The sequence below is a fragment of the Rubripirellula tenax genome, assembly GCF_007860125.1.
Classification (GTDB): domain Bacteria; phylum Planctomycetota; class Planctomycetia; order Pirellulales; family Pirellulaceae; genus Rubripirellula; species Rubripirellula tenax.
This window is the reverse complement of sequence record NZ_SJPW01000006.1, coordinates 243,844-266,521: the sequence shown is the minus strand read 5'-3', so window position 1 is coordinate 266,521 and position 22,678 is coordinate 243,844. Positions and strand designations below refer to the sequence as shown.

At 55.6% G+C, this 22,678-nt stretch carries 21 protein-coding genes and 1 pseudogene; 13 read left to right on the top strand and 9 right to left on the bottom strand.

The window, feature by feature from the left end:
* Position 1: 1 nt before the first annotated feature.
* From Poly51_RS21930 to Poly51_RS21910, 5 genes and pseudogenes are all read left to right on the top strand, one after another.
* On the top strand, positions 2-676 hold the full coding sequence (locus Poly51_RS21930; RefSeq protein WP_146460154.1) for a peroxiredoxin family protein: 675 nt from the start codon (positions 2-4) through the stop codon (positions 674-676).
* A gap of 148 nt (positions 677-824) precedes the next feature.
* A complete protein-coding gene (coaE, locus tag Poly51_RS21925; RefSeq protein ID WP_146460153.1) occupies positions 825-1,454 on the top strand; it encodes a dephospho-CoA kinase in 630 nt (209 codons plus the stop codon).
* Between the two features lie 124 nt (positions 1,455-1,578).
* On the top strand, positions 1,579-3,105 hold the full coding sequence (gene rho / locus Poly51_RS21920; protein WP_146460151.1) for a transcription termination factor Rho: 1,527 nt from the start codon (positions 1,579-1,581) through the stop codon (positions 3,103-3,105).
* The gene (ribH, locus tag Poly51_RS21915; RefSeq protein ID WP_146460150.1) at positions 3,095-3,601 is read left to right on the top strand and encodes a 6,7-dimethyl-8-ribityllumazine synthase; all 507 of its coding nucleotides are present in this window, start codon (positions 3,095-3,097) and stop codon (positions 3,599-3,601) included. Before rho ends, ribH begins: the two co-directional genes overlap by 11 nt.
* Before the next feature lie 191 nt (positions 3,602-3,792).
* Positions 3,793-3,933 (top strand): annotated as a pseudogene (locus Poly51_RS21910) (transposase); the annotation flags it as partial.
* Positions 3,934-3,991: 58 nt separating this feature from the next.
* Here the strand turns inward: Poly51_RS21910 and Poly51_RS21905 are convergent.
* From Poly51_RS21905 to Poly51_RS21885, 6 genes are all read right to left on the bottom strand, one after another.
* Complete coding sequence (locus Poly51_RS21905) at positions 3,992-4,291, bottom strand: hypothetical protein (RefSeq protein ID WP_146460147.1); 300 nt, start codon at positions 4,289-4,291, stop codon at positions 3,992-3,994.
* Positions 4,292-4,366: 75 nt separating this feature from the next.
* On the bottom strand, positions 4,367-5,188 hold the full coding sequence (locus Poly51_RS21900; RefSeq protein ID WP_246114685.1) for a 4Fe-4S dicluster domain-containing protein: 822 nt from the start codon (positions 5,186-5,188) through the stop codon (positions 4,367-4,369).
* A gap of 13 nt (positions 5,189-5,201) precedes the next feature.
* A complete protein-coding gene (locus Poly51_RS21895) occupies positions 5,202-5,996 on the bottom strand; it encodes a diheme cytochrome c precursor (RefSeq protein WP_246114684.1) in 795 nt (264 codons plus the stop codon).
* Positions 5,993-6,133, bottom strand: a complete 141-nt coding sequence (locus Poly51_RS30630; protein ID WP_186775717.1) for a hypothetical protein — start codon at positions 6,131-6,133, stop codon at positions 5,993-5,995. The genes Poly51_RS21895 and Poly51_RS30630 overlap by 4 nt, the downstream gene beginning before the upstream one ends.
* Entirely contained in the window at positions 6,130-8,571 is a 2,442-nt protein-coding gene (locus Poly51_RS21890; RefSeq protein WP_246114683.1) for a molybdopterin-dependent oxidoreductase, read from the bottom strand. The genes Poly51_RS30630 and Poly51_RS21890 overlap by 4 nt, the downstream gene beginning before the upstream one ends.
* 42 nt (positions 8,572-8,613) lie before the next feature.
* Positions 8,614-8,862 carry a chaperone NapD gene (locus tag Poly51_RS21885; protein WP_146460145.1) on the bottom strand — a complete coding sequence of 83 codons (249 nt, stop codon included), beginning with the start codon at positions 8,860-8,862 and terminating at the stop codon, positions 8,614-8,616.
* Between the two features lie 113 nt (positions 8,863-8,975).
* Between Poly51_RS21885 and Poly51_RS21880 the strand changes: the two genes are divergently transcribed.
* From Poly51_RS21880 to dsrP, 3 genes are all read left to right on the top strand, one after another.
* Positions 8,976-9,659, top strand: coding sequence for a cytochrome c3 family protein (locus tag Poly51_RS21880; RefSeq protein WP_146460143.1), 684 nt, complete (start codon positions 8,976-8,978; stop codon positions 9,657-9,659).
* A gap of 96 nt (positions 9,660-9,755) precedes the next feature.
* On the top strand, positions 9,756-10,682 hold the full coding sequence (locus Poly51_RS21875) for a 4Fe-4S dicluster domain-containing protein (RefSeq protein WP_146460141.1): 927 nt from the start codon (positions 9,756-9,758) through the stop codon (positions 10,680-10,682).
* Between the two features lie 16 nt (positions 10,683-10,698).
* On the top strand, positions 10,699-11,946 hold the full coding sequence (gene dsrP / locus Poly51_RS21870; protein WP_146460138.1) for a sulfate reduction electron transfer complex DsrMKJOP subunit DsrP: 1,248 nt from the start codon (positions 10,699-10,701) through the stop codon (positions 11,944-11,946).
* Positions 11,947-11,989: 43 nt separating this feature from the next.
* Here dsrP and Poly51_RS21865 read toward each other — a convergent pair whose 3' ends face one another.
* Positions 11,990-12,301, bottom strand: coding sequence for a cupin domain-containing protein (locus Poly51_RS21865; RefSeq protein WP_146460136.1), 312 nt, complete (start codon positions 12,299-12,301; stop codon positions 11,990-11,992).
* A gap of 806 nt (positions 12,302-13,107) precedes the next feature.
* Here Poly51_RS21865 and Poly51_RS21860 point away from each other — a divergent pair.
* The 4 genes from Poly51_RS21860 (at position 13,108) to Poly51_RS21845 (ending at position 18,458) form a co-directional block, all read left to right on the top strand.
* Complete coding sequence (locus tag Poly51_RS21860; protein ID WP_146460134.1) at positions 13,108-13,296, top strand: hypothetical protein; 189 nt, start codon at positions 13,108-13,110, stop codon at positions 13,294-13,296.
* A 130-nt stretch (positions 13,297-13,426) separates the two neighbouring features.
* Positions 13,427-14,698 (top strand): DUF1559 domain-containing protein, encoded by a 1,272-nt coding sequence (locus Poly51_RS21855; RefSeq protein ID WP_146460131.1) that lies wholly within the window; start codon positions 13,427-13,429, stop codon positions 14,696-14,698.
* Between the two features lie 433 nt (positions 14,699-15,131).
* Positions 15,132-16,676, top strand: a complete 1,545-nt coding sequence (locus Poly51_RS21850) for a sulfatase family protein (RefSeq protein ID WP_146460129.1) — start codon at positions 15,132-15,134, stop codon at positions 16,674-16,676.
* Positions 16,677-16,778: 102 nt separating this feature from the next.
* Positions 16,779-18,458 carry a hypothetical protein gene (locus Poly51_RS21845; protein ID WP_246114682.1) on the top strand — a complete coding sequence of 560 codons (1,680 nt, stop codon included), beginning with the start codon at positions 16,779-16,781 and terminating at the stop codon, positions 18,456-18,458.
* On the opposite strand, the gene Poly51_RS21840 is transcribed toward Poly51_RS21845, so the two are convergent.
* Together Poly51_RS21840 and Poly51_RS21835 are read right to left on the bottom strand one after the other, a co-directional pair.
* Positions 18,459-19,160 (bottom strand): response regulator, encoded by a 702-nt coding sequence (locus Poly51_RS21840; RefSeq protein ID WP_146460128.1) that lies wholly within the window; start codon positions 19,158-19,160, stop codon positions 18,459-18,461.
* 10 nt (positions 19,161-19,170) lie between these two features.
* The gene (locus Poly51_RS21835) at positions 19,171-21,225 is read right to left on the bottom strand and encodes a histidine kinase (protein WP_186775716.1); all 2,055 of its coding nucleotides are present in this window, start codon (positions 21,223-21,225) and stop codon (positions 19,171-19,173) included.
* A 382-nt stretch (positions 21,226-21,607) separates the two neighbouring features.
* Here Poly51_RS21835 and Poly51_RS21830 point away from each other — a divergent pair, with 382 nt between their 5' ends.
* Complete coding sequence (locus Poly51_RS21830; protein ID WP_146460124.1) at positions 21,608-22,645, top strand: DUF1559 domain-containing protein; 1,038 nt, start codon at positions 21,608-21,610, stop codon at positions 22,643-22,645.
* Positions 22,646-22,678 lie beyond the last annotated feature (33 nt).

Below are 22,678 nucleotides of genomic sequence, written 5' to 3'. Positions count from 1 at the left end.
CATGATGTCTGTGAATCGTTTCCGTCAAAGCGCGTTGACAGTCACGATCGTCGTATCAATCGGGTTGGCGGGCTGCGGTGCAAGTCCATCGACATCCGAGCCCGCGGCGCCGGCAACGGACGTGACCGCAGAACCGACGCAGGTGGACGAAAGCATCCCCAATCGCAAGGTTCTATTTCACGACGAAGTGACCAGCAATCGTGAAGACGATGGCACGCTCGCAAACCTGTCCTTTGTCGATACCAACGGATCCGATGTTTCGCTGAAACAATATCAAGGCAAGCAGAACGTCCTGTTGGTGTTCACCCGCGGGTTCAATGGATCTTTGTGTCCGTTTTGCACAACACAAACATCGCGTCTGATTGCCAACCACGGCGAATTTGCGAAGCGAGATACTCAGATTCTGCTCGTCTACCCGGGATCGAAAGAGCAGCTGCCGCAATTTATTCGAGCCAGTAATGACAGTGGCAACAGCGACGCGTTCCCGTTTCCCGTACTGCTGGACGAAGACCTTGTGGCAGTCAAGCAGCTTGGGATCGCCGCGCACCTTGCGTTTCCGTCGACTTTCCTGATCGATATTCGCGGCAACGTCCGCCTATCCTATGTGGGTTCATCGCCGTCCGACCGACCATCCATCAAGGCATTGATCGACCAGATCGACTCATTGGGCCCGTAAACGGCGGCCCTCGCACCTAGAATCGTTCCCTCGAAACGAAAATGGCAAAATTTTTCAACGGTCGTTCCGCCACCCTTAACGCGTTACCGCCGTCAATCGGCTTTTTCGCCATGTGCAGCTATAGAACCGCAAAAACGGATCCCGCACTATGATCGTGATCGGCATCGTTGGCAGCCCTGCGGGTGGAAAATCAACCGTTGCCTCGAGGCTACAGGAACTGGGTGCAACATGGATCAACGCCGACCTGATCGCCCGCGGGGTCCTGGACGAACAAGAGGTGCGAACCGCGCTGGTCCGCCGATTTGGCGACAAAATCGTTACTAAAGACGGACAGATTGACCGCGGACGCTTGGCCGAGAGGGTTTTCGGGGCTGACGATTCAAAGCGAGCGGAGTTAGACTATCTGGAGAGCGTGGTTCATCCCCGCACGCGAGTCCTCATCCATGAAAAGCTTGCCCAAGCATCAAGCGGCGGTGTGGTGGCGACGGTACTGGATGTTCCTTTGCTTTTCGAGTCCGAATGGGACCTCGCTTGCGATCCGATTTGGTGCGTCGACGCGGAATTCGATCAACGACTCCTACGTTCCGCAAAGCGAGGATGGGATGCTCACGAACTGAACCGACGCGAGGCGAACCAGCTCGACCTGTCCAACAAACGCCAACGAAGCACACTCATCCTTGACAACAACGGTTCGCTAGCCGAGCTGATTGCAGCCGTCGACGAGAACTTCCACTTGATTTCAAACTTACGTCAATCGAAAACCAATCACTGCATCTGAGAAATAGACTCCTTCCAAAAACACTTCTCTCCCTCACTCCTCAATTCCTCCTCCTCAACGATTCCCCTCCCGGCGATCAATCGCCGAAGACCTTTCTCCTCTCTTCTTTTTTCTCAACGAAATCATGTCTCCTCACCGGCATCCCTCACGGGACAATTCCGGACCTAATCGAAAAACGGGTCCGCGCGAGTATCGCGACTACCGGCAATCGCAAAATCGTCCCCGACACCCCGACAAGCAAGTCGACGAGCGGATACGGGAACTCGATGCGGAACGCGACCCGCTATCGCTTCCCGAAGAAATCGTTAGCGAAGCCAACAAGGCTGGGCAACGAGTTGGCATTCCGGTCACTGGTGAAGCGCAGCCGACATGGAACATTGCCGACTTACAAAAGTCATCGCTCGAAAACCTGATCGCACTTGGACGCGCCGAAGGTGTCATTCGGGACGATGATGAATCGAGCGGTCAAGTTTCGTCAAAGCAAGAGTTGATCTTCCGAATCCTCAAGCATCGCATGAAAGCGAACGGCTTGATGTATGGCGAGGGTACCCTCGAGATTCTGCCCGACGGATTCGGATTCCTACGATCACCGCTTTATCACTACGTCTCGTGTCCGGACGACATCTATGTGTCGCCAAGCCAGATTCGTCGGTTCGGATTGCAGACCGGTTCGCACGTCGCCGGACAAATCCGTCCTCCAAAAGAAAACGAGCGTTACTTTGCATTGCTTCGCATCGAAGCCATCAATCGCCAGGACCCTTCTTCCCGCGGCAGCGTGATCCCGTTTGACGAACTGACACCGCTGCACCCGAACAAACGCATCATCATGGAACATGATGCGGTCGAGATGTCGACGCGCGTCGTCGACATGCTGACGCCGATCGGTTTCGGCCAGCGTGGCTTGATTGTCAGCCCGCCCCGCGCCGGGAAAACCATCCTGATGCAGCAAATGGCTCGGGCGGTGTTGAAAAATTATCCCGACGCCTACACATTCATTCTGCTGATCGATGAACGCCCCGAAGAAGTGACCGACATGGAACGCGAAATTCGCGGCCCACAATGCGAAGTCATCAGCAGCACGTTTGACGAACCCGCCCAGCGACACATTCAAGTGGCGCAAATGGTGATCGAAAAGGCGAAGCGAATGGTCGAAGCGGGCACCGACGTGGTGATCTTCCTCGACTCCATCACGCGACTGGCCCGAGCACACAACTCAGAAGGCGAATCGACCGGCAAGCTGTTGACCGGTGGACTTGACGCCGGTGCGCTGCAGAAACCGAAAGCCCTGTTCGGATCCGCCCGCAAAGTCGAAGAGGGCGGTTCGCTCACCATCCTGGCGACCGCGCTTGTCGATACGGGAAGTCGAATGGACGACGTCATCTTTGAAGAATTCAAAGGGACCGGAAATTTGGAAATCGTCCTGGATCGCGAACTCGTCGACCAACGCATTTGGCCAGCGATCGACATCAGTCAAAGCGGAACTCGCCGCGAAGAAATGCTGATGGATCCCGACGAATATCGTCGCGTGACGAACTTACGACGCAGCTTTGCGTCGCTGTCGCCTGCCGACGCAATGAAACAACTCCTATCGGGTCTATGTAAAACCCAAAACAACGCTGAATTCTTACTGAGCCAAAAAGATGTCGACTGAAAAATTCCCCGCTTCCCAAGCCCGCGATGGTGAACTGTCAGGCATCGATGGCGATCTGCCGGAAGGAAAGATCGTCGTCGTGGCAAGCCGATACAACGGCGAAATCTGTGACGCGCTTGTCGATGGCGCTATCGCCACTATCGCCGCCGCCGGATATCCAGTTGAGTTGATTCCAATTGTCCGCGTGCCCGGCGCGTGGGAACTTCCGACCGTTGTTCGAACCGTGATCGACGACGACGACGTTGTTGGCGTGCTCGCCCTTGGCTGCGTGATCAAGGGTGAAACGACTCACGACGAACACATCAATCGAACGGTCGCTAGCGCCCTGATGGATTTGGCTGTTGAGAGCGGATTGCCGATCGGCTTCGGTTTGCTTACGTGCAATACTGCCGAGCAAGCTCGCGCACGTGCCGGCGGGAAGGTCGGCAACAAGGGCGTCGAAACAGCAGAAGCTGTTCTAGAACTGCTCCGACTTAACCAAAAGCTAGCTGAGTAATCGCGTTCATTTCAGAACGCTGATGTCGACATGACGATTGCGGCGAGTCCTTACCATCAGGACTCGCCGTTTTTTGGTTCGATTACGTTGCCAACGTTGAACCCTTGTGGTCTACCACAGTGGAATGCTCCCCAAATCCTGATCCATGAGTTTTGAAAGTTCACCAGCCAAGATTGGCGAAAGGACTTTCGATGAAGAAGCGAAAACGACATTCCCCAGAGCAGATCGTCAAGAAGTTGCGAGATGCCGATGCGATCCTCGCCGCCGGCAAGACGGTCGGCGAAGTGCTGCAGTCCCTCGAGGTCAGCGAAGCGACTCTGAGCCGCTGGCGGACAAGCGTGACAAATCGAAATAACGGTACCGAACGCGATTGGAGGCGGCAAATCCGATTCAGCCCGGAAAAGTATCTTCATCGGGTATTCGGTTGCGAATGATCTTGGTCGTTGGGTCGCCGGGCATGATCGTGTCGCACCACGATTCGCCTTCGAAGTCGTACCGGATCTGGATCGCTTGCGCTTCTCTGGCCGCGAAGGCAGAGACTGCGTTCTGCAGAGTGACCGTCCCATCGGACCGCGATGATTTCAACTGCACGTGCTGAACAACGGCACCAGCGGACAAATCGGCAAAGAGTTGCATGACTTGATCCGATGACCATTCGGCTTGCAAGATCTCGGGAAGTGGTTCATTCATGATTTCGTGCTTTCGAATGTATTGCAACGGGATCGAGGATCGATTTTCATCCTTGCGGCTTCTCGATGTCCGTCGTCAAAGCGAACTTCTTGGGCTCAGCCACGGACGTTCCAGCGCCGGCATCAGCAGGATCGCGTTTTCCGGCGCAGGACAAACGTAGCGACACACACCACATCCGGTGCACGTACTCTCGTTGATGGTCGGCTTTCCGTCGGTAACCGCTATTGCGTCACCGACAGGACAACGTTCGCTGCAAACAGTGCATGTCGTGTGGTGATGGGCAAGACACAAATGCTCTGTCACTCGAGCAGTTCCCATAATCGGCGGGCTCGAAGCCACCAACACGCCGGGTTCGCACGACGCGATACACGGGAAGTCGACGCACATCATGCACGCGGAACTGTCGGCTTCGATGACGGGCGTGCCTGCGACCGAGCCGAGCCGAGCGGGGGCTTTGACGATTGCGTCATACGGGCAGGCGACCATGCAGTCGCCGCATCGAGTGCAACCGGCCATGAACTGCGTTTCGGAAACCGCACCCGGCGGGCGATGAACGGGAATCGTTCGCGGCGAAGGTCTGCTCGATAGATCAGTTGGCCGAACCGGCGCGATCGAAATGCCCTGGATCGACTTCGTCGGCAAATCAGTCGCAGGCTCGGGTTTGGGGTAGCGAGTTACCAGCGGCGCGAACTTCGCCGACGGAATGAATTTCCAAAACCGACCTTGGATCAGATCGCGGCGGCCCCGACTCGGGCGTACAGGGCGAAACAGAAAACGCAACACCGAAATGGGGACGCGGAATATCGCGGCCAATAGCCACGCCGTTTTGGCAACGAAAGACTCGGTTTGGACGCTTTCTTCCTTGGCATGTGTCGGCATTTCGCGACTGTCCGTCAATGTCGTCTCCTGGTTACTTCGAAACCACGTCCAACGATGGCAGCATCGGCACCACGTCGGATTCAGGCATCTGATCGAGCGAAGCGGATGGGGCGTGACACTGAGTACAATTCGTTCGCCAGGGGTGAGTCGATTCCAATCCGGCCCATCCATTTGGTCCCCCGTGACAGGCGCTGCAATTCTCGCGCATCCACTGGGAATGCGGAATCGTCGGCGGCGCCCCCTTGTAAGCACGCTTGCCCTCCGTCGGCGCCGGCAAGCCGACGAAACTAGTTGCGACGGCAGCGTCCACATCTTGAAATGGCGCGGGAGCCATCGGGGCGTGACATTGGACACAGTTGCCAAGGAACGCGTGTGACATCACGCTCGCCTTCAATCCAGCCATCTGAACACCGCCGGAATGACATGCATAACAAGCCGCGTCGGTCGTGTTTTCGACCGGGTGGGGAATGATCGGAGGTGCGCCGTTGAATGCGCGCCGCGACGCGCGAAGTTGGCCCGATGCTTTCTTGTCAGCTTCACTCGTTTCGATCTTTCGGAACAAATCATATTCCGCACTCGGCAATACTTGAGGTGTCGCCTGCCAATGCTTCGTCGGCCCCATCGGGGTGTTGGCAATTTCCGAATACGAGACCGCTGGGATCAGTTTTGTATCTGTGTCGATGGACGCACCGTCATCTTTCACAGCCAAGGACGCTTCATTCAAGCCGCCCGGTACCGGTACACCATCCGCGATGCCGAAGATGTAACCGACGACCGCCACAGCCATCATACAAGAGAAGAAAATGGGTGCATATCGCTTCATCATGACCATTCACCTCCGCAAGCAACCGCCGCGATGCCTGTCATTTGGCTTGGTGAGCGAGTCAACTTTTCTGGATTCGCCTTTGACAACGACTCGTGGGCTCGCCAAGACAACAAGAAGTCAGCTTTTGATGAAATCATGACTTCACCTTTGCAAGTTTCTTGACGCGTACCGCGCACTTTTTGTAGTCCGGTTGTTTGGAAAACGGGTCGTGCGCTTCCAGCGTGCAGTTGTTGATCAGTTTCGTTTCGTCAAAAAACGGCACGAAAACCGTTCCGCGCGGTGGTCGACCGCGGCCGTCGATCCAGACCGGCAATTCGCAGGTGCCACGACGAGACTCGATTGTGACGATCTCACCCTGCCGGATATTTGCCGCCTTGGCGTCCTCCAGGTGCATTTCGACGTAGGCCGTCGGCATGGCTCGATTCAAAGGGGCGAGTCGCCTGGTCATCGTACCGGTATGCCAATGCTCGAGCACGCGTCCGGTACACAGCCACATCGGATACTCGTCATCAGGCATCTCCGGCGGCGGTGCGTACTCGTGGAACCAAATCTGCGCCCGGCCATCTTCGCTCGACGAGTGATAGAAATCGAACTCTTGACCTTCCTTGACGAAGGGGTCATCGAAAGCCGAGAACCGAAACCTTGTCTCTCGCCACGACCCGTCTTCCTGTTCGACGACCGGCCAGCGCAGACCGCGGGCTTTGACGTATTCATCGTACGGAGCAAGATTCTTGTGCTTCATCGTTGTGAACTGGCGATACTCTTCGAACAAGTGCTTGTCGACGTTGGTGGCGTAGTAATGCTCGAATTCCCAAATCGGAATCTCTTCGCCTTCGTCGTCTTTGACCGCGAAAATGAAATCGCCGTCCTTGTCCTTCATGCCTTCGTAACCCAATTCAAACAATTTGTGTGCGATCGCGATCGTCATCCAACAGTCGTCGCGAGCCTGGCCCGGTGGATCGACCATCTTGAACCACTGTTGGGTTCGCCGTTCACTATTCCCGTAGACGCCGTTCTTTTCCACCCACAACGCGGCCGGCAGGATCAGATCGGCAAGTTCGGTTGTCGCAGTGGGATACACATCGCTGACGATCAAGAACTTGTCATCCAGATCCTTTTTGTCATTGAACAGTGCGTTCAAATTTGGAAGCGTTTGCCCTGGGTTGGTGACCTGCACGAACATTGTCGTGATGTCGCCGCCATCGGCAGTTGGTTTGGTGAACTGCTCAAACATCTTCACGGTGTGATATCCCGGCACCGCGTTGATGCTGTTGGGATTCATATTCCAGAACGCTTCGGATTGCTGGCGATGCTCGGGCTTGGCAACCACTCGACCACCGGGAAGCGCGTGCGCGAGTGTACCGACTTCACGAACGGTTCCGCACGCCGAGGGCTGACCTGTCAAGCTGGTCGGCGCATCGCCGGGACGCCCGAAGTGACCGGATAGCAAATGCACACCGTGAACCATCGAGTTGATAGCCGTACCCATCGTGTGCTGATTCATGCCCATGCACCACAACGATGTGATGCGAATATCGTGATTGCCGAACAGGTCCGCGAGCATGCGAATCTTGTCCGCCGGAACTCCCGAAAGTTCTTCGACCAATTCGGGTGTGTACTTCGAGATGCGTTTGCGAAAATCGTCTTCGCTGATTTGTTCGCCTTGCAGCGTCGGTTCGCTGGCCTCGGCACCACGGAAATTGCAGTGCTTTTCGACGAACGACTTGTCGTAGTTGTCGTTCTCGATCAACAGGTGCATGATTCCCAACGCAATCGCAACGTCACCATGCGGCTTCATTTCCAGATAGTCGCTGGCGGCGTCCGTTGTTCGCGTTCGCCGTGTCCCGATGTCGATGATGCGAACCGTCTCGCCACGTGACCGACGATCGGTGACTCGCGAAAATAGCACGGGGTGCATTTCGGCGGGGTTATTTCCCCACGTGATCAACACATCGCATTCATCGAGGTCTTGATAACATCCCGCCGGTTCGTCGACGCCATACGTCGCCAAGAATCCGGTCACCGCCGACGCCATGCACAGCCGAGCGTTGGGGTCGATGTGGTTATTGCCCAGGCCGCCCTTCATGAATTTTTGAGCGGCGTAGCCTTCGGGAATCGTCCATTGCCCCGACCCATAGAACGCGAACGTGCTGGGAGAATCAAAGATCCGCTGGGCAATCGTCTCAATTGCTTCGTCCCACGTGATCGCAGTCAGCTTCCCATTGTTACGAAGCAGCGGCTGAGTCAGTCGGTCGTTGCCGTACAGGATCCCGCCGACGTGATAGCCTTTGACGCACAGCAAGCCTTTGTTGACATCCGCAGCCTTATCGCCGGCGACTGCCACAACGCGGCCGTCTTCAACCCCGACTTGGACATGGCATCCCGTGCCACAGAAGCGACAAGGGGCCTTGTTCCATGTCAAACCATCGGCATTGGGCAAATCGCGAACAGCCTGATCTGCATGAACGATCGGCAAAGAAGTATTGCCTGCCACCATCGAACCGGCGGCAGCCATCGCGACAGATTTAAGAAGCGAACGGCGATCGGGATCCATCATTTTCATTGATCTGCTCATGGGTGTTACAAGAACTTACGCAGCGTCGCTTGTCGAAGAGGTTCAACGCGATTCTGTCTCTTCATCGAAGGCGACCATCGCAACGGCCAAGTCGATCACTCCAGGCAACTCTCGGACCGTGTTCCAAATTTCTTGATCGCGTCGCTTGTTTTGCGTGTCGACAACGATCGCAAGTTTGCTGCCGCCGGCGTTACCGATTTCGATCTCAGGAATCTGACGAAGCGACGTGATCGCCGCCGCGTTTTGGTCGACCGACGAACGAAACGTGACGACGAGTCCGCTGATTGGCACCGTGATTGCTTTTGGGAAAGTGGCGGGAAGTTGAAAAAGTGAGGTTTCGCGAACCTGCACGTGAATGTATACATTGGGCGTCGTTAGTGGAACCTCATCTAGGACAGAAATTCATGCCGCGAATCGCCAATCTGTTCTTCACTTGCGTGGTGTGTGTTACCGCAGCAATGATTTTGATCGCTGCCGGCCAGACGGCACTGCGCGACAGTACGCACACCGGCAGCGACGAATCGCACACCGTGCGTGACGCCTCGGTTCACGTTGCACAGTCAGAAAGCTCGGCCAGCGAGAACTCCGCGGCGAAAACTTTCCCGATCATCGTTCGCAAGCCCATCGGGCCGCCGCGAATCGAGCTCGCCGGCACAGACCCTCAGGGCCGATCCGCCAGCGTAGCTTGTTCGACGTGCCACTCCGTTCGCAAACCCAATCTTGAGAACGTTTCCGCCGCGACACTGGACGAGTTCCATCAAGGCATGACGTTTGAGCATGGCAAGATCGCGTGTTACGCCTGCCACAATCCCAGCGATGCCGACACGCTTCACTTGGCCGATGGAGCATCCGTCGCTTACGAAGACGTGATGACACTGTGCTCGCAGTGTCACAGCAAGCAAGCGGAATCGTTTGCCCACGGCGCGCACGGTGGCATGAACGGACACTGGGATTTGAATGTCGGGCCGCAGATGAAGAACAACTGCATCGACTGCCACGATCCACACGCGCCGGCGTATCCCAAGATGATCGTTGGCTTCAAGCCCAAAGACCGTTTCAACGAACCAACCGACCCCGCAGAACACTAGGCGTGAAGTGACCTAAGGTGGCGAATTCGATTCCCGGATCCACGTTTTTTTCAAGCGACTCCCCCACTTCGACGTCCAAACTCTCACGAACTAGACATGACCGACAAACCCTCACTACCGATTGTCGAGAATTTCTCACGACGCGCCGCCGTAAAAGGCGGGTTCGCGACGTTGGGTGCTGCTGCGTTTGTGGCTGCGGTTTCGCCATTGCGACAAGCAGCCAGCGATAAGTCGGCGGCCGAGTTCATGCAACAACACTACACCGAGTTGTCGCCGGAACAAAAAGCCGACGTGATTGCTCGATTGGAAGCGGAGACCAAGCAAAATTACGGCGCGGAAGTAACGATCGGCGACGACCGTCCGATTCCTGGTACCAAGTTCGTCTATGCGATCAACCTGAGCGTCTGCAACGGGAACGGGAACTGCGTCGAGGCCTGTCACAAAGAGAACAACCACGATCGCAGCACCAACCAGTCATACATCCGAGTCCTCGAGATGCCCATGGGCACAATGGACATGGAACAGGGAACAACGACCTATACCGGCGCGGTACCCAAAGACGGCAAGTTTTATCTGCCGGTTCAATGCCAACAATGCGACGAGCCACCGTGTGTCGACGTCTGTCCGGTAAAGGCGACGTGGAAGGAAGAGGATGGCATCGTTGTTGTCGACTACAACTGGTGCATCGGTTGCCGTTACTGCGAAGCGGCGTGTCCGTATCACGCGCGGCGTTTCAATTGGAAAAAGCCCGAAGTTCCGGCCGAGGAAGTCAATCCGGACCAAAGCTATCTGAGCAACCGAATTCGCCCGGTGGGAGTCGTCGAAAAGTGCACGTACTGTCTGCACCGAACGCGCCGCGGCAAGTTACCAGCGTGCTTGGAGGCATGTCCGACGGGCGCGCGCGTGTTTGGGAACATTCTGGACAAGGACTCCAACCTCCGTTGGATCCTCGAGAACAAACGCGTCTACATCCTGAAAGAAGAGCTCGGAACGAAGCCTGCGTTTTTCTACTACTTTGACTAGGCGATGAAGAACTAACATGAGCAGCATCACCGCATCTGCGGACGAAAAGTCTCACATCACGAGCTATCCAAAATTCATTGGTCGTTCGTTGTGGTTGGCAACCGAAGGATCGTTCGCGTTCTATGCGTGGATGACAATGCTGACGGCATTGTTCCTGGTCGGCGCAAACGCTTGGGCCAACCAAGTCGCCGGCGGCATGATCGGTACGAACATGACCGATCAAGTGAGTTGGGGGCTCTACATCGCCAACTTCACCTTCATGGTCGGCTTGGCGGCGGGCGGAGTGATGATGGTTATCCCCGCCTATCTGTATCACGATCGCAAGATGCACGACGTTGTCATCATCGGCGAGCTGCTGGCGATCGCTGCGATCGTGATGTGCTTGATGTTTGTTGTCGCCGATCTTGGGCGACCCGATCGCTTTTGGCACATGATGCCGATCATCGGCAAGTTCAACTTTCCGATCTCGATGCTGACGTGGGACGTGATCGTTCTTAACGGCTATCTGATTTTGAACCTGCACATCTGTGGTTACCTGCTTTACATGCGGTTTCTAGGTCGCCAACCCAATCCGACGTGGTACATTCCGTTTGTGATGTTGTCGATCGTATGGGCGATCTCGATCCACACGGTGACGGCGTTCTTGTACTGTGGTCTCGGTGGACGACCGTTCTGGAACACGGCGCTGCTTGCGCCACGCTTCCTGGCTTCCGCGTTTGTTTCTGGGCCCGCGTTCATCATCGTTGCGATGGTGCTGATCAAGAGACTCACGGGCATCGGTGGCCTAGACCAGCCGATCGAGACGCTGACCAAAATCATCCGAGTCACGATCCTGGTCAACCTGTTGATGGTTGCATCTGAGTTGTTTACCGAGTTCTACACCGGCGGCGCGCACGTCAGTGCGGCGAAGTATTTGTTCTTTGGCTTACACGGCAAAACGGCATTGGTGCCCTGGACGTGGACGGCAATCGGGCTGAACGTTACCGCGGCGCTGCTATTCTTGTGGCCGGGGCTGTTGCGATTCCGCTGGCGACCTTTGTTGGTCGCGGCATGTTGCATGGCATTCGTCGGAGCTTGGATCGAGAAGGGCATGGGATTGATCATCCCCGGCTTTATACCAAGCACGCTGCACGAGATCGTCGAATATGTTCCCAGCCAACTAGAATGGAAAGTCACGGTCGGCATCTGGGCCTTTGGATTGATGGTGTTCACCATCGCAATCAAGACCGCGTTGCCAACACTAAAGCAACCGGCCAAGCACTAGGCGACACGATGTCGTCTAGGCATTTTTGCACTGCATTCCTGCGTCACTTCGCCATCGTGACCAAGACGATGGCGTCTTCGATCGCCGTCAGCGAATGCAGTTCGCTTGGCTCCAGATAGATCAAGTTGCCTGCTGTCATCGTGTGCGTTTCACCCATTGTCATGAACTCAACTTTCCCAGCGACTGTTTGCACGGTGATCTCTTTCATTGCCTTGTGCTCAGGAATGGTTTTCCCGGCCCGCAAGACCAACCGCATCACTTTGAACGAATCGTTCTGCAGCAACAACTTCGGTTTCGGTTCGGCATCATTGCCAAAATCGTGAAGATCAAGGAGTTGTCCAGGTTTTGTATCCATATCCGTATCCGTTGTTCGTGCGATGTATCGAACGATTCGTCGTGCTCAGCAGCGCCCAGTCAGTCGGGATGAAGAAACGTTGCAGTTCATGGTCGTCACCGCAGAGGCTACCCGGCGTCATTCAGTTCGAGTAGAGGCAGCGTTTGTGCACCAGGCGTTTCAACGATGATGTTTCTATGCAATGACAGAACCGCGCTAGCCGCTTACACGCTCACTTTTTTCCGGAGCTTAACTATGCGGGCTTGGAAGCGAAGATAGACGTGATTCCCTTCTATGAATTACGCATCGGTTTCCGAACACGATCATCGCGATCTAGCAATTGGACTAGAGGGCTACCGATTGCCCATGAGCAACATCGATCATGTGGACGTCACTCGGGGGATGTCCGATTCGTTGGTTCGATCGCCGAAGCTTGCAGCAAGACGCTTTCCATCGGGTCGGAAGCTCTCACAAATACCGAAGGCCAACGGCCACAATCCTGCCTGTGAATGATAAAAATCAAATGCTCCGCAATGCGCTGACTCCGCCATTGAGCGAGTGTGCAGCCATGATTGTTTCTAAAATTTAATTCAAATTCATAAATATCACTTGACCGGCGGGTCGTGCGATCACATACTGCGCAGATGTTCCACCGTGTTTGGGTTGAGGGGTGCCGCGGAGTCCCGTTATCACCTAGCTCGTCACACCGAGGCCCGCTATCGCTGATGGGTTAACGCGATTGACGGATTGATTCTTTCGCTTCCCTCAGCACGGCGTCCATCAAAAAAAACTTCACTGGTTCAACTTACTTAACGGAGTGATCTGCGATGTCCTTAGTGTTTTTCGGGCGGGTTCCTTTGGGTGTTCACGCATTCCTTCTTGTGGGACTTTTGGCGGTCACGGGCTGCGGTGAGTCAACGGATGTCACGGCGGGATCCTCCAGTGACGAACTGACTTCTTACTTGGCTGAGCACCCCGAGCTTAACGTCCCCGACACCCAAGGTGACGGAGAGTAGTTCGAACTGACCTCGGGCAATTTGTCCAACTGAAGTGCGGCATATTGCTGTGCTTTTGCAAAATACACACATTTTTGTCGCACTGTTGCGACAGTGTTTTCTTCTCATCAAAGTTTTTGGGTACGGAATCATGAGTTTTGTTAGATCGAAACGGAAGCACGCTGGCTTCACGTTGGTTGAATTGTTGGTCGTGATCGCGATCATCGGTGTGTTGGTCGGATTGTTGTTGCCCGCCGTTCAGGCGGCACGCGAAGCGGCTCGGCGGATGAGTTGCAGCAACAACTTCAAACAAATTGGGTTGGGACTTCACAACTATGAATCTGCGTACAAGCAGCTTCCGAAGATGCAGGGCGGCACCTACGACTTCGGTACCGGGAATGCGATTGCTGTTGCACCGCCAGCAGCCCCCGTATCCAACAATGTGAACCGCCTGAGTTGGATCGTTGGAGTGATGCCGTTCGTTGAACAGCAGGCCACCTGGGAACTGATCAGCAATCCTTACATGATCCCAGCTGGGGACCCAGGTGCTGGATCGGTATTCTCGGCGATGGGGCCGAACACCGATATGTCGCTGTCGAACCACTCGACCTTCCGTTACAACCCCTGGTTCCTAAACATTCCGACATTGCGTTGCCCGAGCGATCCCGGCGTCGGTTTGCCGGCCCAAGGTCGAACCAACTACGGTGCATGTAACGGTGATTCGATCCTGCGTGTGAACGAAGGAATTCAGAACAACAACGGCACCCGCGCGTCTCTTACCCACATCACCAACAATCAAAACTCGGCTCGGGGCATGTTCGTCTCGCGACGTGTCATGCGTTTCCGTGATGTGCTTGACGGTTTGTCCAACACAATCATGTGCGGTGAACAGGTGACGGACATTGGTGACCGAGACAAACGCACCCAAATCATGCGATTGATCGTCGCTGATGGCTTGCTTACCAATCCAAGCGCATGTTCGGTAGACGTCGATCCACTTCGTCCACAATTCTGGTCAGCAACACCAACCGTGACAACGGATTCGATGGGAGCCGAACGTCGTCGTGGCTACAAGTGGTCGGCCGGGATGACTGGCTTTACTGGATTTCAAACGATCCTGCCGCCAAACTCCGAATCGTGTATCCATGAACGCGCGACCAGCGGCGCGGGCATTTGGTACGACGGCGTGATCAGCGCCGGCAGTCGCCACCAAGGTGGTTGCCACGTATTGATGGGTGACGGTGCGGTTAAGTTCATCACCGACTCGATCGAAGCCGGCAGCCGGACTCACGCAACCGTTCGCACCGCCGGCCTTCCAGCGGAACCGACTCTGTCGACCGTACCTGGATCGGCGAGTCCATTCGGACTTTGGGGTTCACTCGGTACGCGAGCATCGAAAGAGACGATTGAAGAAGAGCTATAGGCAACTGAACTCGACTGAACCCTAAGATTGGGTCACCGGGCGTCTTGCTCGGTGGCCTTTTTTCGTTTGTGCCTCTAGGAACTCGCGCAGAACGCTCTACGAAAAACGACTCCTGGTGCCGTGCTGAACTTCGTCGGATACGTCTCGCAAACTGATCGATGTATTCGCTGGTCACGGACGCTGTTGTGGATTCAGTCGCCGGGCTGCGTGGACACAAAGTTTGAGGCGACTTCGGTTGACCTTGGCAATGGAGCCTTGGGCGAACGGGTCTCCGAATTCTGATAGTATTGTGTTCGAGTGCTAACGAGTCTGGCCATCTAACGATGGGTGTTCCATCGATGAGTCGAATTCTTGCTGACGCAAGAATTCGAATGACCTGCTGCCCCAAACGAGCACGATGAGCGGTGAACCCCGTCGTCGGAATGAAAGTGATATGCGAGATCGTTTCGTCGATTTAATTGGAATTACGATCGCCGTGATTCTTGGACTGTTGGGCTCAAGCGTATCGGCGGACAGTCCGCCCAATGTGGTTGTCATACTCGCGGACGACTTGGGGTACGGTGACGTCGCTTGTTACAACCCGGCCTCAAGAATTCCGACTCCGAACATCGATCGACTGGCCCGGCAAGGCATGCGTTTCACGGATGCGCACAGCCCGTGTACGGTGTGCACGCCGACGCGATACAGCTTGCTAACTGGGCAAATGGCGTTCCGGGTCCCGAACGGAGGTCGAGTCTTCAGCGGTGCCGGCGGGCCGTCGCTGATCGCTTCGGATCGCTTAACGATTCCAAAGCTACTTCGCGAGCGAGACTACGCCACAGCCTGTGTCGGCAAGTGGCACATCGGACTGACATTCTATGACACCGACGGCAAACCGATTCATTCCGGTGGCCCGAGTGACGTTGAACGCATCGATTTCTCGCGTCGAATCGATGGTGGGCCGCTCGATTGCGGTTTCGATCAATTCTTTGGCACCGCATGTTGCCCCACAACCGATTGGCTTTACGCGTTCATCGACGGCGATCGCATTCCCGTTGTGCCGACCGGTCGACTGGACAAATCGACGCTTCCCAAGCACCCCTACGCCGTTGACAACCGTGGCGGATTGCGGGCGCCGGACTTTGATCTGGAAGCGGTGGACTTAAAATTTCTGGAAAAGAGTCAAGCGTTTCTTCGTGATCACGTGCGGCAATCACCCGATCGACCGTTCTTTCTTTTTCATAGTACGCAAGCCGTTCACCTGCCGTCGTTCCCGGCACCCGAGTTCCAAGGGAAAACCGAATCGGGGCCACATGGCGACTTCATCTTCGAACTCGACCATGTCGTTGGCGAACTGATGAAGACGCTTGACGAACTTGGTGTCGCCGACAACACGCTGCTTATTTTTACCAGTGACAATGGGCCGGAAGTTCCCACCGTCTACCACATGCGCAACGACCACGATCACGACGGCGCCCGACCGTGGCGTGGTGTCAAACGCGACAATTGGGAAGGCGGTCACCGCGTACCCATGATCGCTCGCTGGCCGAGAAAAATTGCCGCAGAGTCGACTTCCGATGATTTGGTTTCCCTATGCGATGTCTTTGCGACAGTCGCAGAGATTACCGAGCAACCGCTTCCCGACGATGCAGCCGAAGACAGTTTTAGTCTGCTTTCGATTTTTCAGGGCCGGCAAACCGAACCGCTGCGGCCGTACTTGCTGCAACAAGGTTTCGGAGGGACTCGGTGGCTCGCGATTCGCAGCGGCAAATGGAAATACCTTGATCACAAAGGTTCCGGCGGAAACAACTACGACAAAAGCGATCAGCTTCGCCAGTACGCCTTGCCCGACACGGCGCCGGATAGCGACGGGCAACTCTATGATTTAGAGACTGATCCGGGCGAGGTGACGAACGTCGCCAGTCTGTACCCCGATGTCGCGGACCGGCTTCGTAAACAATTGCGAGCCTCGCTTGAATCGGGACGGAGTCGACCTTGAGTCGACCGTTGGCTTGAAGAAACCCGCCCCTTTTGTTCTCGATTTTCTTACTGCAACATGCCCTGCGCGCTTTGTTGAACCAACTTGATGGAAGCCCAATCGATGAATGCGAATATCACGCGATTGTTAGGTGCACGTTTTTTGGCTGTGCTTGCGGCATTCGCACTGTTGCACGTCGTGGTAGGCCCCAGCCAGGCGGACGACGAAGCTAAGGCCGACGACAAAGAGTCCATCATGGCCGGGTACTTGATGGTGCCCAACGAAAAGGTGCCCCAGGAGTACGGTGGTGGTTTTTCGTTGTTCGTCAAAGCATGGCCGTTGTTGGAGAACTACCCCGGACGAAAGTTTCAGACCGGGTTGTTCGGAACGTGGATGTTCCCGGTGTATGATCCGCCAGTCCAACGTCCGCTGCGTGAAGGTGTCTACACCGACATCGAAGGTGGTTTGGGTTGGTGGCGTGACACTCGCTTTGCCACGCCGACGCCCAAATTCATCATGGGCGGTGTCGCACTGAATTTCGTCGAGTGGGCCAACGGACCGGGAGCCGGCAAAGGCCGCGACTGGGAAAAACCGCGAGGCAAGTACGCAGTCATCCAAATCAGCCCGCACGTGCTGTGGCCACCCGACGGTTTGAACTTGAAACAGGGCACCGTCAACGAGTGGTTCGGTTACGGGTACCTGCCGCTTCCACTGACGGAACCGAAGTTACGAACGGCAGGGAAGGACTATCCAACGGGAAATCAGTGCTGGACTCTTTTTCTAAGCACCGACAACTTCAAGGGGCCGGTTGCTTTCTTCAATCCGGAATTCTGGACCCGCCATACCGTTGAGAAAGACGGGCTGGTGGGCAAGATGCTCGACTCCGCACCGGCCAATCCCAATCGCGCGCTGCAAATGGAAACGCAGTACATTCCGTCTGTCCAAGCGAAGGACTCCAAGGGCGTCGCATACGCACGCATCGCGCCGACGCGTTTCCCGAAGCCGACCGATGGCGTCTCGACCGTCGTTCGCCAAATCACGTCCTACAAAAAATCGGCACTCTGGAATGACGTCGAGGCGTGGTTTGCCGGCGGGGCGGTTGCAAGCGGAGGTGTTTCCGTTGACCAGTCGCAGGTTCACACCTTTACCGGTGGCGGTGGTGCGTCGTGGGCATTGTTCATCGAAGGTGACTCACGCAAAGATCGGATCCCGATTGATTGGCAGTCTTTTGCAACAACGACGAAAGTGGGCGACGATGTGTTCGGCTACCGCTGGGACGACGGGCTAGTCCGCGACGTCGGTGACGCGGCGGAGTCACTGCTGACATTGCCCCAGTACTATCGCCTGGAAACCGGAGGCGATCGCCAACGTTGGGTGCCCATCGCATCCAAAAAAGTTCCCAAAGAAACAGAATTGCACGATGCTCGTTTCGAAGCGTTCAAGCGACCGAAGACGGATCCCTACACCACGCCCGACGAAGCGGCGAGCGTCTGGGCCGATCCCGGTCCGGCGGCGGGGCCATTCACGGTGGACCTGGGTGACGGCAGCCGAGTCACCTATGGATGGTATCGTTTCTGTGATCAACCGGCTGTCCGCGCAGCAGATTGGTCCGAGACCGAGCGTCTTGAAATGCAGCGGCGCATTGAACTGATCCACCGAGATTGGTCCAGTGACCGCGACTACCTGCAACCGCCGCGTGAAGGCACCTTGGCTGCCTTGGACCCGGCTGTGTTGGTGACGCCGCCGAAGGGTTTGGAAGTCGGCTATATTCCGATTGTACTGCGCCAAGAAACAACGCCGTGATCAATGATCGTCACGCCGCTTGTCGGGACTGTCCGCTTGCGGTTCGTGCGGTAGGATGCCGGCGCGGTAGGCCTGGGTGATTGCCGCGGGAGCGTTTTGGACGTGAAGTTTTTCGTAGATGCGGCGGATGTAAGTCGAGACCGTGGCAATGCTGATATCTAGCTGACTCGCGATCTCTTTCTTCAGCTTTCCTTCGCCCAGCAAAGTCAAGATCTCCAATTCTCGTTGCGATAGCGCGTCGTGCAGTTCAATTGATACCAATCGAGATTGCAACTTGCCGAGGATATACTTGGCCACTCCACTGCCCAGCAGCGCCCCCCCTTCGGCCACGGTTCGGATCGCCTCGATGATCTGGTTGACGGTCGAGGACTTGAGCAGGTATCCGGTGGCGCCCTGTTGCGCCGCACACAGCACATCGGATTCGTTATCCGACTGCGTCAGAACAATGAACTTGGCAGCGGGGCAACACGATCGCAGCAGCGGCAGTGCCTCTAACCCCGACATGCCTGGCAGGTTCAGATCAAGCAAAATCAGATCCGGCACGTCTTCGTTCGATCGGTTGCGCAGAATCTGCAGCGCACGCTCGGACGAACCGACCTGGCCGATCAAGTGAATGTCGGGTTGATCGTTCAGAGCGAGCGCGATGACGTCGCGATACTCGGGATGATCTTCGACCAGCATGACTTTGGTTGTCTTATTCATGGCTCTGACGCTATTTGCGGAAACCCCATTTTCGAATTTTCATCTTCAGGGAAATACAGGTTCCGCCACTTTCGGGTTGCTCTGCATTAACTTTTGCTCTGAGCAGTTTTGCTCGCCGCATCAAAGAAGAAGGGAGCCCATTGATGGGCGTGTCGGCGAGTCCGGAACCGTCGTCGCAAACCGTCAAGCAGATCGTGTTGGCGTGCGCCTTCAGTGTAGCGCTAAAATGCGTCGCGTTGCTGTGTCGGCTGATATTGACCAGAGATTCCTTGTAAAAAAGAAATAGGTCGGCGCGTGTGCGTGGTTTCAGTTTGCACAATATTTCGTCGTCATCTTCAACCGTAAGTTCGCCTTCGAAGTCGGCCATGATGCGTTCGGTAGATCGTTGCATATCATCCAGCAGGTCTCCGTAAAGCCCTTTGGCTTCCAGCATGTTCGTGCAGTATCGGACCGCATCGCTGGAACGTTGCGTCATCGTCCGGATTCGTTGATGCATGGATTCGAGCTTTTCCGGAGAATTGACGGCCGACTGTGCGAGGTCACTCAGAAGTCCGATCACATGCAAATCGGCACCGAGTTCGTCGTGAAGATCCGCAGCAAATCGAACTCGAAGTTCAGCCAGTTGGCGCATGCGAAAAATTCGGTCAAGCAAGAACGTGGCGCCAATCCCAACGGCTAGAAACACGGCGAGCCACGTTACCCACGTCAACTGGACTCGCTGTCTGGCGTAGCGGCGGTTCAATTCGGCGACGACCACGGGTCGCATGTGCACCAGATCGTGACGCTTCGCCAGTTCGGTGAGCCACGTGCGGATGGGAAGGATATCGCCGAACAGATTCCTTCCATCGGTCAGTGCGTCCAGCGAACGATCACCGGGATTGGGTTGGTAGTCTGCGAAGGCACGCTTTCCGAGAGCAACATTTTTGCCTTTCGAGTACAGCTCGATCTCAGCAAACCCGATGCGTTTATCTCGCGACCGTTTACCGGTCGAAACGTCCTGCACCGACACATCTGGTTCGGCTGCGCTCAACCGGACAAAGCGACAGGTGGTTTTCGGGATCCGCCAAATCATGGTCGGTCCAATGTCGTTGATGTTCGTACGTTGGTAATCGAGCAACATCTTGGAGTTGGAGAAATCTTCGTCGTCGGCCCCTTCGATTTTAAGCCGATTGGGAACACCGAGATCGCCTGCGTACGCTTGCGGAACTGTGTCGTCCTGGTCCACCGCATGTAGGTGAATCTCGGAAATCGAGAATCGCGATTCCAAATCGACGTACAGGATCGGCTGCTCGCCGAAGCGACTCACGTAGGCGAGGCTTTGGTCGCCTTCGGATGAATCCATCAAATAGGGCGTCAGTCCGTCCACCAAGAATTTCTCGTCCCACGCACCAACACGGTCGTTGGAATTGGACGACGTGACGACTTTCTCTCGTAGGGCCACGTTTTCCATTCCGCTGAAAACAAGAAGCTCGGCGAGTTGGAAAATGTGCTTCCCGTCGTACGCCCGCGTCGACAACCGTGTAGCTTCGATACGTACCCACGACGCCGTCCTATGTTCGGTGAAGACCACGAGTGGACCGATCCTTGGTTCAATCTGATCTTTTAACGTGTACTCGGCGACGACCTTGCCGTCGGGATCGTCGGCGGTTCCCAACAAAACGCGAATCTCTTGCGGGAATCCGTCTGATTGAAATCCCTTCTGAGAATCACGCCAAAGCGTAGGCACCAAAACGACTTCATCAATGGAGTATTCCTTGTCCAGCTTTACCTCAACCCATTCATGCCGCTCGGGCGTTCCTCGCCAACCGGAACGGTAGCCGATCACTCCGATTCCGCTTCGCAGGCTGAAGGTCGCGAGCCGACCGAGTTGACTATCGATGTCGACCAGATGTTTTTCTAGCTGTGATATCGAAAGACCGCGCAGTCTCGCGTCGTCGCCAACGTCATTTGAAAGATGGGCGTTCGCAGCAAGGGCCGCGTTCGACTGGGGCTCATAAGCAGACAAGCCAGCATCGCACAAAAGCAGCAAAATGAGCGATGCAAGAAGTTTTAAGGGAGGGGCCATCAGCGCAGTATATCGATGGAAATGGGGGCGTGTTGGCAAAATCGATGGCGCTGCTTCGTCAAGGATCATTCGGCTTGTCATCTAAAGAGGTGACAGCCAGAGTTTTCGGCAAAGGTAGAATTTGAACCGGTTCGCTGCTGCTAGGGCCGCGAACTCCGCGAGATGCCAAAACACCGAGTGGTCATCGAGCCGTCTTTTCTTGCTGATCTGCCTCGTCGAATGCGGTCACCGTCCAATCCCAATGGGATGGACCCAGCGAAGCGAACTTACGTCGCCGAGGAAGCCAAAACCTTTTTTCGTCCGGTAGAAAACTGCCCCTCGAAAAATAGACGATTGAGTCTGTTCCGTTTGTGTTTGTTTACTTTAACTTGAAGGAGAAATTATGGGTCATTCGAAAATCCGACGTGGATTCACTCTGGTTGAATTGCTCGTCGTGATCGCCATTATTGGCGTTCTGGTGGGACTATTGTTGCCCGCCGTACAGGCCGCCCGCGAGGCCGCTAGACGTATGAGTTGTAGCAACAACTTCAAGCAGATCGGGCTTGGCATGCACAACTATCACTCCGCGTATAAGCAATTGCCTACGCAGGGTACCGGGACGGTCTTGCGAATCGGCACCGGCGATCCAAATGCCTGGTGGGCAGAAAACGTTTTGACGAACAGCAAGCGTCTTAGCATGCTTGTCGGAATCCTGCCGTTCGTTGAACTGCAGGCAATTTGGGAGGAGATTTCTAACCCGAATGCCAGGCGGACCGACGGATTAAATACTCCACCCGGAACTCCGACGAACCCATGGCCGGCCATGGGTCCAACACCAGGAACGATCCAATATCTCCCATGGACGTACGAGATTCAAACTTTCCGCTGCCCAAGTGACCCGGGTGTGGGCTTGCCCGCTCTTGGGCGAACCAACTACGCCGCCTGTTTGGGCGACAGCACCTATCACACCCGATTCGGACCTTGGAATGACCGTCGCTTGGCATCGGCGCGCGAAGAGTCTTGCCGAGCAGCCCATCGAGGCTTTTTCAAGCCATGTGCTGATTCTCGTTTCCGTGACATCCTAGACGGATTGTCCAACACGATTGCCATGGGAGAAATTGCGACGGACTTGGGCGACGGTGCCGTTTCGACCAGTGCACCGAATGACGGCTCGATGCTGGGCGGTAACAACGCCGCGATCGCAGCTGTTCTCGAAAACCCTGGTGCCTGTGATTCGTTTAAGGATCCTCTACGCCCACAATTCTGGACCAACGGTGGATCAAACCCTGACCATTCCCGTGGTTACAAGTGGGCGGAAGCCAAGCAGATGTTCACAGGTTGCTTCACTGGGATGCCCCCAATTCCTGTACCAGGCGTTATGAAAGATTGGGTTGGGGAATTGGGATCGGTGATTCGCAGTGCTGCTGGAGTGAGGCCGTAGGCCGAACGGAAGCAGCACTGCGAATCGCGAACT